This window comes from Cytobacillus firmus, from assembly GCF_023715565.1.
In the GTDB taxonomy this organism is placed as follows: domain Bacteria; phylum Bacillota; class Bacilli; order Bacillales; family Cytobacillaceae; genus Cytobacillus; species Cytobacillus firmus_C.
Window position 1 is genome coordinate 19,711 of record NZ_JAMBOJ010000049.1, and the last position, 15,278, is coordinate 34,988.

Annotated in this window: 18 protein-coding genes and 2 pseudogenes; 11 read left to right on the forward strand and 9 right to left on the reverse strand. The window is 35.3% G+C overall.

Going from position 1 to position 15,278, the window contains the following annotated elements:
• Window positions 1-2 precede the first annotated feature (2 nt).
• The 5 genes from spoVAE to M3205_RS18000 all read right to left on the reverse strand — a co-directional run bounded on the left by spoVAE (window position 3) and on the right by M3205_RS18000 (window position 2,628).
• Window positions 3-353: a stage V sporulation protein AE gene (spoVAE, locus tag M3205_RS17980; protein ID WP_009336484.1), complete on the reverse strand. Its 351-nt coding sequence runs from the start codon at window positions 351-353 to the stop codon at window positions 3-5.
• The gene (spoVAD, locus tag M3205_RS17985) at window positions 350-1,369 is read right to left on the reverse strand and encodes a stage V sporulation protein AD (protein ID WP_013352386.1); all 1,020 of its coding nucleotides are present in this window, start codon (window positions 1,367-1,369) and stop codon (window positions 350-352) included. The genes spoVAE and spoVAD overlap by 4 nt, the downstream gene beginning before the upstream one ends.
• Window positions 1,369-1,848, reverse strand: a complete 480-nt coding sequence (spoVAC, locus tag M3205_RS17990; RefSeq protein ID WP_009336486.1) for a stage V sporulation protein AC — start codon at window positions 1,846-1,848, stop codon at window positions 1,369-1,371. Before spoVAC ends, spoVAD begins: the two co-directional genes overlap by 1 nt.
• 17 nt (window positions 1,849-1,865) lie before the next feature.
• On the reverse strand, window positions 1,866-2,339 hold the full coding sequence (locus M3205_RS17995; RefSeq protein ID WP_009336487.1) for a YhcN/YlaJ family sporulation lipoprotein: 474 nt from the start codon (window positions 2,337-2,339) through the stop codon (window positions 1,866-1,868).
• 82 nt (window positions 2,340-2,421) lie between these two features.
• Window positions 2,422-2,628 carry a DUF1657 domain-containing protein gene (locus tag M3205_RS18000; RefSeq protein WP_009336488.1) on the reverse strand — a complete coding sequence of 69 codons (207 nt, stop codon included), beginning with the start codon at window positions 2,626-2,628 and terminating at the stop codon, window positions 2,422-2,424.
• 482 nt (window positions 2,629-3,110) lie between these two features.
• Here M3205_RS18000 and M3205_RS18005 point away from each other — a divergent pair, with 482 nt between their 5' ends.
• Window positions 3,111-3,260 carry a hypothetical protein gene (locus M3205_RS18005; protein WP_201306578.1) on the forward strand — a complete coding sequence of 50 codons (150 nt, stop codon included), beginning with the start codon at window positions 3,111-3,113 and terminating at the stop codon, window positions 3,258-3,260.
• Between the two features lie 630 nt (window positions 3,261-3,890).
• On the opposite strand, the pseudogene M3205_RS18015 reads toward M3205_RS18005, so the two are convergent.
• Window positions 3,891-4,052, reverse strand: a pseudogene (locus M3205_RS18015) (tyrosine-type recombinase/integrase); the annotation flags it as partial.
• A gap of 125 nt (window positions 4,053-4,177) precedes the next feature.
• Between M3205_RS18015 and istA the strand changes: the two are divergent.
• The 3 genes and pseudogenes from istA (at window position 4,178) to M3205_RS18030 (ending at window position 6,494) form a co-directional block, all read left to right on the forward strand.
• Window positions 4,178-5,475: pseudogene (gene istA, locus M3205_RS18020) on the forward strand (IS21 family transposase).
• Window positions 5,468-6,235 (forward strand): IS21-like element helper ATPase IstB, encoded by a 768-nt coding sequence (gene istB / locus M3205_RS18025; protein ID WP_243300517.1) that lies wholly within the window; start codon window positions 5,468-5,470, stop codon window positions 6,233-6,235. Before istA ends, istB begins: the two are co-directional and overlap by 8 nt.
• Window position 6,236: 1 nt before the next feature.
• Window positions 6,237-6,494, forward strand: coding sequence for a hypothetical protein (locus M3205_RS18030; protein WP_251171172.1), 258 nt, complete (start codon window positions 6,237-6,239; stop codon window positions 6,492-6,494).
• A gap of 772 nt (window positions 6,495-7,266) precedes the next feature.
• On the opposite strand, the gene M3205_RS18035 is transcribed toward M3205_RS18030, so the two are convergent.
• Together M3205_RS18035 and M3205_RS25675 are read right to left on the reverse strand one after the other, a co-directional pair.
• Complete coding sequence (locus M3205_RS18035) at window positions 7,267-7,473, reverse strand: DUF1657 domain-containing protein (RefSeq protein ID WP_061794396.1); 207 nt, start codon at window positions 7,471-7,473, stop codon at window positions 7,267-7,269.
• Between the two features lie 512 nt (window positions 7,474-7,985).
• Window positions 7,986-8,306, reverse strand: coding sequence for a gamma-type small acid-soluble spore protein (locus tag M3205_RS25675; RefSeq protein WP_082804588.1), 321 nt, complete (start codon window positions 8,304-8,306; stop codon window positions 7,986-7,988).
• A gap of 673 nt (window positions 8,307-8,979) precedes the next feature.
• Between M3205_RS25675 and M3205_RS18050 the strand changes: the two genes are divergently transcribed.
• From M3205_RS18050 to M3205_RS18080, 7 genes are all read left to right on the forward strand, one after another.
• A complete protein-coding gene (locus M3205_RS18050) occupies window positions 8,980-9,252 on the forward strand; it encodes a hypothetical protein (RefSeq protein ID WP_034298115.1) in 273 nt (90 codons plus the stop codon).
• A 13-nt stretch (window positions 9,253-9,265) separates the two neighbouring features.
• A complete protein-coding gene (locus tag M3205_RS18055; RefSeq protein ID WP_175502156.1) occupies window positions 9,266-9,613 on the forward strand; it encodes a spore coat protein in 348 nt (115 codons plus the stop codon).
• A 131-nt stretch (window positions 9,614-9,744) separates the two neighbouring features.
• Window positions 9,745-10,071 (forward strand): hypothetical protein, encoded by a 327-nt coding sequence (locus M3205_RS18060; RefSeq protein WP_009336493.1) that lies wholly within the window; start codon window positions 9,745-9,747, stop codon window positions 10,069-10,071.
• A 119-nt stretch (window positions 10,072-10,190) separates the two neighbouring features.
• Window positions 10,191-11,576 carry a S8 family peptidase gene (locus M3205_RS18065; protein ID WP_251171173.1) on the forward strand — a complete coding sequence of 462 codons (1,386 nt, stop codon included), beginning with the start codon at window positions 10,191-10,193 and terminating at the stop codon, window positions 11,574-11,576.
• Between the two features lie 97 nt (window positions 11,577-11,673).
• Window positions 11,674-13,191, forward strand: a complete 1,518-nt coding sequence (locus tag M3205_RS18070) for a phospholipase D-like domain-containing protein (RefSeq protein WP_251171174.1) — start codon at window positions 11,674-11,676, stop codon at window positions 13,189-13,191.
• 233 nt (window positions 13,192-13,424) lie between these two features.
• Entirely contained in the window at window positions 13,425-14,003 is a 579-nt protein-coding gene (locus tag M3205_RS18075) for a CBO0543 family protein (RefSeq protein ID WP_009336498.1), read from the forward strand.
• A gap of 23 nt (window positions 14,004-14,026) precedes the next feature.
• Entirely contained in the window at window positions 14,027-14,710 is a 684-nt protein-coding gene (locus M3205_RS18080) for a DUF421 domain-containing protein (RefSeq protein WP_159868096.1), read from the forward strand.
• 231 nt (window positions 14,711-14,941) lie between these two features.
• Here M3205_RS18080 and M3205_RS18085 read toward each other — a convergent pair.
• Window positions 14,942-15,278 (reverse strand): hypothetical protein (locus tag M3205_RS18085; RefSeq protein ID WP_251171175.1); only part of this gene is annotated, 337 nt, incomplete at its 5' end.

Consider the following 15,278-nt stretch of genomic DNA (forward strand, 5'->3'; position numbering starts at 1 on the left):
CCTTATCCTTTTGGCTTAAAAATTAAAGCTCCTATCATGCCGAAAACAATGGAAGCTGAAATACCAGAACTAGTTACTTCAAACATTCCTGTCAGTACACCAACTAACCCATGTTTTTCTGCTTCCTGCATCGCACCATGAACAAGCGAATTCCCAAAACTTGTAATCGGAACGGTAGCCCCTGCCCCAGCAAAATCAATCAAAGGCTCGTATAGTCCAAATCCATCTAAAAGCGCCCCAATCACTACAAGAGCACTTAAGGTATGACCTGGTGTCAATTTAAATACATCAAACATAATTTGCCCAATGATACAAATTAAACCGCCTACGACAAAAGCCCAAAAATAGATCATGTTAATTGTTCACCTCCGTATTCAATTGACACTGCATGGGCGATACAAGGAATTGTTTCATTTTGCTGAAAGGACAACGGTGAAAGCAAAGCACCTGTAGCCACAACTAACATTCGTTTAAATTCACCATTTTTCATGCGGTTTAATAAATGCCCATAAACTACCGTTGCTGAACAGCCTGCACCGCTTGCCCCTGCAAGAACGGGTTGTCCTTCCCGATAAATCATAAGGCCACAATCTTGGTATTGTTCTTCACTAATAGGAGTTCCATGCTTTTTAAATAGATCCATGGACACTTCCTGTCCGATTTGGCCAAGGTCACCGGTTACAATTAAATCGTAATAAGATGGCTCAACATTTCGTTCCTTTAAATGGGCTTCAATGGTATCAACCGCAGCTGGCGCCATAGCTCCTCCCATGTTAAATGGATCTGTCAATCCCATATCGATTACACGACCAATTGTGGCAGATGTGACATGAGGTCCTTCCCCAGAATCACTTAATAGGGCTGCACCTGCACCAGTAACCGTCCATTGTGCCGTAGGTGGCTTTTGTCCACCATACTCAGTTGGATACCGAAATTGTTTTTCAACAGCTGTATCATGACTGGAAGCTCCTGTTAACAAATATTTCGCTCCTTTTGTATTTACAATATAAGCACCTAGAGCCAGTCCTTCCATCGAGGTAGAGCAAGCACCGAATAAGCCAAAATAAGGCGCTCCAATCGTTCTGCTAGCGAAACTTGTTGGGGTGATTTGATTGATTAAGTCCCCAGCTAGGATAAATTGAACTTGATCCTTTTGTATGCCCCCTTTTTCCATGGCTTTTTGGCAAGCCTCTTCAAAAAGGATTTTATGTGCTTTCTCATAGGAATCCTGCCCAAGCCATAAATCAGCATGAAGAGTATCGAAATCATCTGGGATAGCACCATTGGCTTCAAATGGTCCACCAACGGTTCCAGTGGAGATAATGACAGGCTTTTGTTCGAAGATCCATGTACGATGACCTGCTAGCATTATAAACCACCCCACTGGATTAAAGTGGTTTTAATTAAGGCAATGACAAAAGCAGAAAAAACACCAAATAAAATAACCGCCCCCGCTAATTTAAACATGTTGCCACCTACGCCCAGTACAAATCCTTCGGTTCGATGCTCAATGGCAGGCGATATAACCGCATTGCCAAAACCTGTTACAGGTACAGCTGTTCCAGCCCCACCAAATTGGGCCATTCGATCATATACGCCAAAACCAGTAAGAAGCATTGTAATAAAAATTAACGTACCCACCGTCGGATTTCCGGCCGTTTGCTCAGTAAAATCGAAATAATAAATGTAAAAGTCTGAAATAAGCTGACCAATCAAACAAATAAGTCCACCGGTTAAAAAGGCCTTAATACAATTTTTAACAACCGGTCTTTTGATCTCTCGTTGTTTTTGCAATTTTTGATATTCCTGTTGCACAGGAGTAAGTTGTTTCTTTTGATTGTTAGACATAACTCGATCCTTCCTCTTTAGGTTTGTTCCTTCATAAGACTTTTCAGTTTGTTCAAATCATTTTTTAAGTTCTTCTTATTCATATCGTTTTTTTTCAGTCTTTGCTCGACCTTTTCAAGCTCCCAGAATATTTTTTTATCAGTCGAAACAAAAACTTTATAGTCGGGATATTTTTTTTCTAAGTCGGATTTTACTGACTTCTCGATACTCTTTAATCGAAATCGATCAAAATTCTCAACTTTAATCGCTGCCATAAGCTCTTTATCAGTATTCACAGCTTTTACGTCTGTAATATCTTCCTTGGCAATTATCTTTTCTTTCGCATGATTGGCAACGGATTGATCAATTGGCTTACTTGTATGTACTTGTGAAATACCAAAAGTACTATTACCTTGAATAAATTCATTTTGATTACCATTACATCCTGATGCGAAACCAATGACCATTATAATAAAAAGTAGGTTTTTCAATGTGGTTATTTTATCTTTCAAAAAAATCACCTCCATGTTTTTCCATTATTTGAACAGCTGAAAAAAGGTTGGTTAAGAGGCCAACCTTTTTTCGCCTTACTAATTACTGTTGTTTGTATTGAGGTTCTTCTTGTTCGATTTGTTGAACACGTGGTTCAATGCTGTCTACAACGGATTGGGTTTGCTTAGCTGCATCTTGGTAAAGTTGCTTAGCTTGTTGATTATCTGTACCAAGAGCAAATGTTTCAAAACTTGCTTGAGCACTTTTCAATCCTGCTAGAGCTGTTTTAACGTCATTTATTACTGTCATGATAATTTCCTCCTTGAATTTTTTTTTTACTCTTTTATTTTGCTTTATGGAGAATTTTTTATTCAATGATTTTTGGGAAATTTAAATCTAAATTATTTTTGACGTATAGCTCCATTTTTTCGATAATAACCCCTTTTCCATATCCCCATCATTTCTTCTATTTCTCGTTGACAGCAATAGCTCTTATAACTTTTCATTTTTTCTTTTCTCAACTTCAATTTCTTTTACACCCCTACCTTTATAAAATAAGATGATTGTATTTCCTGAAAGGACTAATATTTTTCCCATTTTTCGGATATTATCCCAAAGTTTTAAGAGTTTCTCCCTCTTAATCATCCTATTTATGGGTATTTAACATTGAAAATGTAATAACAAAGATAAACGCATGCATTTGTCGCCGTATTAAGGTTTGTCTAATACATAAAAAGGAACTGTTTTGTTATTAAACATCAAATTTTTCATACATTTTAGAAGGTGAAAAAATGACAACAAAACAAAAAAGGAAATCCTTTCAACGTTTAACGTTAAAACCAAAAAAGGACATTGAAGAAATAAAACTTGGGATTAAACTGGGAGACAAAAGGAAACCAAAAATCCGAGATTGGGCGAAAGAGATGTATAGCTATATTTGATGGGGATTAATACAGAATTACAGGTAGGTGACATTGTCAAATTAAAAGTTGGAGATGTGAAAGGGAAAAATTCTTTTATATTCTGGAAGGCAAGACAACAAAAAACAGAAAGTAAATATTAGTATGCTATCTAATAGAATTGATAAAAAAAATTGGATACATAATTGTTTCAAACTAAAAAGAATCAATATCTCTACATAAGAATACAGGGAAAAAAGTGTTTATAATACTCATTAGAAGGTATGATAAAGAAGGAATTGGCAAACTTTGCACCAAAGATTCACTGTAAGCCAGTTTCTTTTTTGGATAGGTTTTTAAAATCGTGTTTTAATCAAATATTAAATTATGGCTCTTATCACAAAAGGCAAAGGGATATCATCAAATTAAAGATATATTTTACGCTTCTGTTAGAGATACCGACCATTCACTAAACATTAACACATTTGATATTAGCGACTAATCTTAAAACGATTTCCCCTCCCTATATTAATCCTTTTCTAGACTTGATCGGCAAATAGAGAGATTTAACCTGAAAGTCGAGGCGGCTGCACTTGATTCGGGGTACCTTACAAATCCTATTTGTAAAGGCTTATCTGAGAATTCATAAAGGTAATCATCAAACAAAACCTAGTTGATTAACTCCCCTCTATCTATTTCAACTGAATTGGTGTCCATTTTTATGATCAAAAATAAAGTCCTCTATAAAGAGCGATAGAGCTTCTACAATTCTCAAACCTTTTTAAATAGCCGTTTAATAAGCAGTCAATCTCGTATGTTAGTTGTTACCTTATAAATCTACACAGCTAACTCGTTTCCTTTGCGTATCTATAAATGCTAATTTAAGAGTGTACATAAATGACTGTTTAAGAATGTACAGTTTGCTCATTGCGCTGCATAATATTCTTGGGGTGAATATTGTGCATATGCAAATCAAAGTAAATACAGATATCGAAATTAACAGTCTTGTAGATTTACCAAAACTTAAATTATTGATGGAGAATTTAAAAATGAAAATCAATAAAAGTAAATTGGCTCGAGATATGGGAGTTGATCGGAGGACGGTTGATAAATATCTACAGGGGTATAAGCCGAAAAATATTCGGAATCGAACTTCCAAAATAGATAACTATTACGAAATCATCACGTTACTTCTTTCAGAAGAATCCAATCAAAAATTTTATTACAAACGAGTATTATGGCAATATTTGAAAGATAATCATGGGTTGGAGTGTGGGCAATCAACTTTTAGAAATTACATATCAAGTAAAGCGGAGTTTCAAAGTTATTTCGAATCGGAGAAGCGTAAGCGTTCAAATAATGAAGTGATACGTTTTGAGACTCCGCCAGCTGAACAAGCGCAATTAGATTGGAAAGAAAATATTCGATATATCACAAAAGATGGAGAAATCCTTTATGTGAATGTGTGCGTGCTCTTACTTGCCTATTCCAGGTTTCGAACATTCAACTTATCAATATCAAAGTCTCAAAGTCTCAAAGTGTATTACTGTCTTTCCTTACGGAAAGTTTCGAAGCATTTGGAGGAGTTCCTAAAACGATCTTGACTGACAATATGAAAACGATCATGGACGAGCCTCGAACAGAGTATCAAAAAGGAAGAGTAAATGAACGATTCTTTCAATTCTCTAAAGATATGGGATTTGAAGTGTGGCCTTGCATAGCCGGAAGGCCGAGGACAAAAGCTAAGGTAGAGGCTCCGATGAAAATACTTGATGAAATCCATGCCTATCAAGGAAAGTTTGATTATGAGGAGCTTCATCATTTTGTACAAAAATTATGTAATCGAATCAACAATAGCTACCACCAAGGAACTGGGAAAATACCAATACTGGCACTAAAAAAAGAAAGAAACCTCTTATCTCCACTACCACATGAAAGAATAAGAGATTTCTATAAAATTGACCATATACTCGTGAAAGTGAACACATCAAATATGATCACTTTCAAATCCAACCAGTATTCAGTCCCACCTGGATACATTGGGAAAACGTTAAGTTTACAAGTATATGATAACCATATTTTTATCTATTATAACACGGAATTAGTTGCTCAACATTCTATTAGCCATTTGAAAATAAATTACAAACCAGAACATTACGTTGAGAATTTGGCGAGAGGCTTGCCTTCTTCCTCCAATATAGAAGAACTGGCTAAAAGAAATTTAGAGGCAATTAATGAGGTGTATAAAAATGAATAGCAGTTATAACAAACTGGTACAGAATCTAGAATACTTAAAGTTAAAGCAGATGATGATCCATCTTGATGAAACGATTGATTTTATGACGAATAATCAATTGTCATTTACGGATACGTTAATCAAACTTACGGATTACGAAATCGATATGAAAGAAGTAAACATGGTGAAATCAATGGTGAAAGTTGGCGCATTTCCACATTTCAAGGAAGTAAAAGACTTTGATTTTGATTTCCAGCCATCGATTAATAAGCAGCAGATTTTGGATTTCACCACCTTAAGGTTTATTGAGCAAAAAGAAAATATTGTCTTTTTAGGAACAAGTGGTGTAGGAAAAACTCATTTAGCAACGGCTATTGGAATCGCAGCAGCTAAGAAAAGGACAAGTACGTATTTTATTAAGTGTAATGATTTGATTCTGAATTTAAAAAGAGCAAAACTTGAAAACCGATTGGAAAACAGACTAAAACATTATGCGAAATACAAACTTCTCATCATTGACGAGATTGGTTACTTGCCTATTGATGCAGAAGATGCCAAGTTGTTTTTTCAGTTAATAGATATGAGATATGAACAAAAAAGCACCATTTTAACCACAAACGCTAGCTTTAAAACATGGGGAGATATATTCCAGGATCCCAAAATTGCCAATGCCATCTTAGACCGTGTTCTTCATCACGCGACAGTGGTGAATATTATCGGAGATTCCTATCGCCTGAAAGACCATTTTAATAAAGAAAACACTAAACAAGGAGATAAATAAGATGAGTGAATTGGCATTAACAAAAACTACGAAGTTCTTTCGTTCATACGGAATTAAATGTAATGAGGAACTCATTGCGGAATGGTTGAATACTGCTTCCAGAAGAGAAAATTTAAGCGAACAAGTTTGTGAAGATGACCTTTACGACTTTAATGAATGGTGTAGATGGAAAGGAACCCCCTATGAAGAAGGAATAGATGATCAAACTAAAATCGCAAGATTATTAGAAGAAATTAATGATCTTCAAAGTGAGGTATGAGCCTTAAAAAAGGAGAAAGAAAATTTAGAGTTAAGACTAGGGATTAATCCTTTTTAGATTAACAAAACCTCCCCCCAGCAAAAGAAACAGAAAGGCTGGGGGATAATACCAAAGTCCGAATAGCAGAATTGTACATTCTAAAACGAGCAAAAGTGTACATATTATCGTTGACATTTATACGTATCCAATGAACTCTTTAATATTGTCAAACCGGGGGTCATCCCGTTTTACGACAATAAGTTCGGAATCTTCATGGTGACTGATATTAAATTAAAAACTGTCCAAATTTTCTTTTCTATTGGCAGTAGGATTTATTAACCAGTAAAGATATTTGGAGAGACCATATAACCAAGCGTATATCCACCGGGTTCGCTGTTTGCTAATTCACCCCTACCAATCCAACCTTCACCTTTTTGACACAATACACCCAAGAGAATTAAAAATGAAGGCAAAAAAACCACCCACGATGTTGTGAGGGGTCTCATTGTGTTTATATGTGTTTATAAAGTTTGTTGATGTCAATGAAAAAACGTGTTAAGAATCGAAAAAGAAAGCTTGTATGTACCTGTGAAATACTCAAATCGTTATTATTTTCACCCAACTGATTCTGGCTTTCGTTACATCCTGATCCTATTCCGATAACCGTTAATACTAAAAGACCGATCTTTAATTGTTTTATTTTATATATCATGAATAATCACCTCTGTGTTTCATCCATTATTGAGAGAGTAAAAAGGTTGGTTTACTCGACCAACCTTTTTTTGTCTTTTAATTATTGTTGTTTGTATTGAGGTTCTTCTTGTTCGATTTGTTTAACGCGAGGTTCAAGGCTTTTTAGAACGGATTGGGTTTGTTTAGCAGCATCTTGGTAAAGCTGCTTAGCTTGTTCATTTTCCGTACCAAGAGCAAATGTTTCAAAGCTAGCCTGCGCACTTTTCAATCCCGCTACAGCTGTCTTAACATCATTTATTACTGTCATTGAATAACGACTCCTTTAATGTTTTTAATAACCTTTGTTAGAATGATGAAAAATGGTTTTCTTTATAGTTCAAATGTAATCCATATTTTTTATCTAAAAATAATATTATGAAGTAAGGTTTGAAAACTAAATTAATATCCTTTTTCTCTTAATAAATAAAATATCCGTTTAATCCAAACGGTTGCTATATTTGATTCCAAATTCTCTTTAAATCTAATGGTACGAATACTTTATCCCCACGTATCTCCCTATGTATAATGGGATGTGAAAAGCATTGATCTAAACTTAACCCTTCTTCTTTTTTATGCCTAGCTCTTTTGAAGTCTTCGGGTAATCGCATAACAATTGCTCCTTTTTATTTTTTAAAAAAATTTTAGTAAGGGAGCGAGTCTTAACTCCCCTCTAATCTATCTAAGGATGTTTTTATTGGTAACAAATGAATCAACACATAAAAATTTTTGGCGACATAAAGCTTCAGAATTGTACAAACGTGTGATTCAGTTATTTATTTTTTAAGACTGGGCATGTTGGTTTTTTTGTCTTACTTGTTGTGCATTATTTTGGCTTGCGAACTCAGTACCGTATTGACCTTGTGACACTTGCGTACTGCCTTGGGAAGCTTGGTTTCCGTCATGAGCATATTGTGGTTCTTCTTGTTCGATTTGTTGAACGCGTGGTTCAACGCTTTGTAAAACAGATTGGGTTTGTTTAGCAGCATCTTGGTAAAGCTGCTTCGCTTGTTCATTATCTGTACTAAGAGCAAATGTTTCAAAGCTAGCTTGAGCGCTTTTTAATCCGGCTAAAGCTGTTTTAACGTCATTTATGACTGTCATGAATAACACCTCCTATTATTTTTTTTGAAACCTTTCTTAGAATGTTTGAAGATAGAAATATTTATTCATACAAAGTTTTTAAAATTCGAATTATATTTTTATTATTTTCGGAAAAAATACTCTTGGCAAAAAAAATCAAGGAAGAGAGAATAGGGTAAATTTGACGGTTGTACTTTTGTAAAAGCTGATTAAAGTACAATTGTTTTACAATTCGAGGGGGATTTTCCTTTTCGAGAAGCAAGACTGGTATGCTTATTTAGAAATGGAGTATTGATGCAGTTTGTATTTTTCATAAAATTAAAAAAGAGGTAGACGGAGTATGTATAAGGACTATCCTGAAACGATTTATATGGACCAAAACCACGAGCAAGGTGTAAGCAATTTAATAAAAATATAAATCAGTATTTTTCCAATCCTATTATACATAAGGAAATTAATGGTGATAAAATATATGTTGCCTTGGACCTAGACAGAATCTGGAATAGGATAAATTAATATTTAGTTTAGCCACAAATACTCCCCACCTGCGTATAGGTGGGGAGTATTTGTGGCTATCTAAAGGTGGGGGGGTCTTTAAAACTAATCTAAAATACCTGCATATTTTTGACCGCTGTGTGGCAATCTACCCAAGTGATTACAACATTGTTAACAAGGAGGAAACATCATGCAACAAATGCAGACGGGTATGAATAATCAACAAGCACAAGCTTTAATGACACAACCGCCTGAAATAATGTCAACAAAGGATCATCTCTATGTAAACGATATGTTAAGCTGGAATTTACTTGCGATGAAGAAAATGCATTTTTTCGCTCAACAATGTCAAAATCCCGAAGTAAGAGCAGCACTTGAACAAGCTGGACAAATGCATGATCGACACTATCAACAGCTGCTTCAACAGATGCAACAGTATGTAACTCAACCTTCACAAAATATGAATCAATAAGGAGGAAACTATAGTGGAAAATAATACTCCAAACAGGATTAAAAATCCTGAAACACCAGTCCCTAAGACGCCGCAAATGAACGATAGAGATTTTCTAAACGATGCCTTAACTACGGAAAAATATATATCTTCCTCATACTCGACTGCATTAAAAGAAGCTAGCCATGAATCGTTGTATCGTACAATAGCGTCTGTTTCCCAAGAAACAGACGACTGTCACCGCAATCTATATAACTTAATGTTTAAAAACGGATGGTACGGTTTGGAAAAAGAAACTCCACAAACTATTCAACAATCGGTTCAGCAATTTTCTAACTACATGCAAAGTCAAGATCCATATAGAGGTAATGTAATACAATAAAAGAACACGTGTTCAAGAAGAATAAACTCAAGGTAAAACAACAATAGTTATGCGAGACAAAAGGTTGGTTAGTTGTTAACCAACCTAGAAAATAATTTAGAATTTACAACAATCGAAAGGGCGGCGGTAAGATGAATCTTAAGTGGATGAAACTTTTATCAACGGTTTTTCTTTCAATTTTCTTGTTATTAGGGTGTAATAATGGAGATGACGATAATAATCCACCACCGGAGGATGTAACTCCAGGGACAGAGGAACCAATTGAAGATCCTATCGACGCAACAGATTCAGATACTATTGATCAACATAATGTCACCCCTGATACAGAAGAACCAATTGAAGATCCAATCGACGCAACAGATCCAGATACTATTGATGAACATAATGTCACCCCTGATACAGAAGAATCAATTGAAGATCCTGAAGACGCAACAGATCCAGATACTATTGATGAATAAGTTTATACACCGTTTGTTCTCAAACGGTGTTCTTTATGTATCAAGATTCAAGGATGTTAATAAGAAATTTAATACTTATATTGCAACATTTTCTAATAATAAATTTATAGAGGTGTCTCATGACAAAATTACGAAAGTCCTTATTGGTTACTGTATCCGTACTTATTCTTCTATCCATAGGGTTATTATTCATAGTACCAAATACAAGAAACAAAGAGAATCCCGAAAATAAAACAGTTGCTGTCGAAAACAAATTTAATCCCACTATAACCAATGTCCAAAATGTTGAAAACGAAAAAAATGTTCTTCAAATAAACAGCCTTTCCATGGGTCAAACCATCAAGAATCAATTAAAAAATGATCCTTCCGTTTTTCTAATTAAACACAATGAAAAAACTGAGAGTCATTATATTAAGAAAGAAGTAAACGTTACATTCAAGACTCTTCCCTCAACAAAGGAAATAAAAAGGATAACACAGGAGATAAATGGCACTATCATTAAAAAGCTAAATTCTACGATTGTTTTTCGTTCTAATACGCTTTCGACCAAGGAACTTATTGAATATTTTAACAGACAGGCTATGGTTGAATTTGCTGAACCCAATTATCTTTATCTGCAAAATCAAATTGGACTTCCTAATGATTTGCTATATAGAGAACAATACCAATGGAACTTATCGGCAATTCAAGCAGAAGCAGGCTGGGATATCACCAAAGGGGATGAACATATCATTATTGCTGTTATAGACACTGGCGTTGATCTGGACCATCCTGATTTGAGAAGACGAATTACAAATGGTTATAATGTACTGTTGAATAATAATTTCCCTGATGATGACAACGGGCATGGCACCCATGTAGCAGGAATCATTGCATCGGAAACAAACAACCATGAAGGTGTTGCAGGCATCACTTGGTATAACAAAATAATGCCTATAAAAGCAATGGGTGCCGAAGGGCATGGGACGACCTTTGATATAGCAAAAGGGATTTTTTGGGCAGTGGATCATGGAGCCGATGTCATTAATATGAGTTTAGGCAATTATCAGCATTCTTCCCTTTTAAAAGGGGCAATCGATTATGCATACAGTAAAAATGTTGTCTTGATTGCTGCAGCAGGAAATGAAAATACTATGCAGCCGAGCTATCCAGCTGCTTTTTCTAAGGTTCTAAGTGTCGCCGCCGTAAGTTACACCGGACAACGTGCCCCTTTCTCAAATTATGGAGATTATATCGATGTTGCAGCTCCCGGAGTTCAAATTTCGAGCACCTATTTTAACCAGCAGTATGCAGCTTTATCAGGTACTTCTATGGCTTCGCCTCATGTGGCAGGACTTGCTGGCCTCTTGCTTTCAGTAAACCCTAATTTAACGAACCAAGAAGTAATAGACATTATTAAGAATTCTACTTATGATTTAGGAATCCCTGGAACTGATCACGAATTTGGTAGTGGCTTAATTAATGTAAAGAATGGATTGGAAGATGCCCAAAGCAAAAGGCAATAATCCCTTTTTGAAACCGTTGCTTTTCGTTGTTATAAAACTTCTACATGATGTACATTGTTTGTACATGATAATGGAAAAACTAAGGAGGGAATTTTAGTTGGAGTGGATTTTTTATCTATACCTGTTAAATACGTTCTTTATGTTATTCATAGCAATTTGGGAAGTTCGTCGGCCAGCCAAAGCTTTGAATTGGATAGTAATCGTCCTTGTTTTGCCTGTCATTGGTTTCTTACTATATCTTAGCATATCAAATCCCAAGCTTATTCATCGTAAAAGATTGACCTCTTCTCATAATGAGTCTGATAAGTTACCTGATACATATAGTGATTCAGCATCGATCATCGCCGATGCTTTAAGGTATTTTACTGTAGGCGGGCTTCGAGTCGGCAAAGTCCAAGTACTAAACAATGGAATAGCAAAATATGAACAACTTATCGAATCCCTACAAAAAGCCCAAAAAACCATTGATCTGGAATATTTCATCTATCGGAACGACCAAATTGGTAATCGCATCACAGAACTGCTGGTCGAAAAAGCAGTAAATGGAGTGCGGGTTCGTTTTATTAGAGATGGTTGGGGGAGTAAAAAATTTCCGCGTCAAAAAATTCTTCAGATGGTGGAAGCAGGGATAGAATGTCGGACAATATTTCCTTTAAGTTTTCCCTGGATTTTGTCCAATTGGAATTATCGGGATCATTGTAAGATTGTGACGATTGACAGAAAGGAATCCTTTACTGGCGGTATGAACGTTGGGTATGAATATACAGGATTAAAGCCAGACGTAGGATTTTGGAGGGACACTCATTTGCAAATTATAGGGGAAGCAACAGGCGACTTGCAGACTATCTTCGACGTTCATTGGAATATCGCTGTACCAGAACGGATAAAGTCAAAAACAAAATCTGAGGCAACGAAAAAGGCCACTAAAATCCCAAAATATAAATCAAAGGAAATCAATCCAACCGGCAGCATAGATCTTTCAAGATGGTCTGCCGAATTAGGATCTGAGTTATGGCCTATAGAAGGTAAAACAGACAATACCCAAACAAAGACAGGAGAATTGCAAAAAGCGTACATCCATACGTTGGAAGGAAACCCTGGAATTCCTACCCCAGTTATTCGTCAAGCTTACTTTATATGTATAACACAGGCGACCAAAACTATTGATATAACAACACCCTACTTTGTACCAGAAACAGATATTATCATGGCATTAAAGACAGCTGTGGCTCGTGGTGTGCACGTAAGATTGCTGGTTCCTCGCCACATTGATCAAAAAAGCGTGGGCTATGCAAGTCGTACCTATTACGGGGAACTTATAGAAGCTGGGGTCCAAATCTACCAGTACAATAAAGGAATGTTACATGCGAAACTGATGATCATTGATGAGGAAATTGCAGAAGTAGGCGCAGCAAACTATGATATGAGAAGTTTTCGCCTGAATTATGAGGTGTGTCAAGTCGTGTACAGTGCTGATGTGGCAAGGGAACTCACAGAGCAGTTCGAGAGGGATCTTACTGATTCTGTACCATTAAGAATTGAAGACTTGTTGCAACGATCCCTGACCGAGCGCATTGTTGAACAAGGTGCTCGTCTGCTTTCTCCATTATTATAAGTTGATGTATCCTGTTTTTATTGTTCTATCTTAAATCTAGATTTAACTTTGTTTTTAATATATTTCTGACTTATTTGAAAAAAAGTCGAAAACCCGTGTATTATAAGAACTTCCAACATGGGTTTTTTCTTATTTACGATGGAAATTCATTACTAAAAAACGGTAATACTAAAAAGGCAGCTCAAAGAGTTTGAATTCAAAAATATCTGTTACCTTTTCATTTAAATATAGAGGTGATATCAATAGATAATATATTTGAAAATCTTAAGGAAATACGTTTATTAGAAGATAAGCTCTATCATTTAGAATTAAATGGTTGGCTAAAAAATGAGTTTTTAACTTGGGAATGGTGGATACTAGTCGTTTTTTTAGTTGTGCCTTGGGTTATATGGGCTAAACTTGTTAAACGAGACATTATTTTAGAAATTTTGTTATTTGGTACCATAATTATCTTGACAACAACCTTATTAGATGTAGTTGGTGCACAATACAGTTTTTGGGATTACCCCATTGCATTCCTACCTTTTATTCCTAGGGCCTTTCCTTTTGATTTTTCAATGGTACCTGTAGCTTACATGTTGTTATATCAATATTTTAGAACATGGAAATCTTTTATTTTAGCCCAGATCATTATGGCACTAACATATGCCTATATAGGTGAACCCTTTTGCGAGTGGGTCAAACTTGTTAATTATTTAGAGTGGAGATACAGATATTCATTCATATATTACATCATTGTTGGAATTGTAACTCGAGCTTTAATACTAAAACTAGCCTCTTTATCTAAACCTCAAGATCTTACAACTAAGTAAAATTTAAATTGGAGGAAAAAACTTTGGAAGAAGTTAATATTGGTTTACTGACGATCAAAGTCATCGTTGGTTTTGCAACTTTATTTTTTATCATTATCATAACAGGCAGAACATCCATCTATCAGTTAACCTCGTTTCACTTAGTTTTTGTGTTAGTACTTGGAGATTTTTTAGGAAATACCATTTATGAAGATAAGGTAGGGATTTTTCATTTTTTATATGCCATCGGATTGTGGACGTTTCTTATGTTGGGAATAGAGTTTATGACTCTAAAAAATAAATCGACACGTTCTCTCTTATTAGGCAATCCTAACATCATCATTCGAGATGGTGTTATGGACAGAAAGTTACTTACAAAGAACAAATTGGATGTAAATCAAGTATTGAGTATACTCCGTCAAAATAATGTCTTTTCAGTTCGCGAAGTCAAATACGGTATATTGGAAGCTAATGGGCAAATAAGTTTATTATTAAAATCCAAGTATCAAAAACCAGACAAGCAAGATCTCAATCTTCCAGAAAGTCCAGTAGACCTCCCAACATCGTTAATTATAGATGGGGAAATTTTATGGGATAATTTACATAAACTCGGATTTGATCAACAGTGGTTAGATAACCAATTAACTACCAATGGATATGATAATTTAAAGCGTATACTTTACGCAGATTGGCGAGAGAGTGAAGGCATACATGTAAGTCCTAAATAAAATTTGTTAGGATAAGAGCACATCAATTTTCTTGGTGAATATAAACTTTAGTCTTCAACAATCAGGCGCTTTAATGAAGTAACTAAAGCCTAATTTTTCACTTATAACACCGAGAAATTAGACTTTTTATATTTTGGTTTCCTTAACGTTGTAAATCCGCATTTTCCTGACGCTACCCCTGTAATAAAAAAGCAAGGTTCCAACAAAAGAACCTTGCCTTTTTTCCTGTATTTAAATGATAAAGTCCATATCCTCTTGATAAAAAACTCTACGTTTTTCAGAATAATAACCAGGGTTTAATTTTTCCAATGCCTCTCCATACGGTTCAATAACGTACATAGGAGATACCTTAATTTCTGACTTAACTATACAATCCATAGAGTTTATAAATTTCTGTATGGTTTGCGGTATAGGTAAGTTGGCAGCGGCCTCAATAGTTTTCTCAATCACTTGAGAGTTATAGATATCTGACCAGTAAATATCTATTAATTCTTTTACAACTTTTTCTGTGTTAGAAGGTAATTGGTTAGCACTATTTTTTAACATACTTTTTCCCCCTAATTTAAAG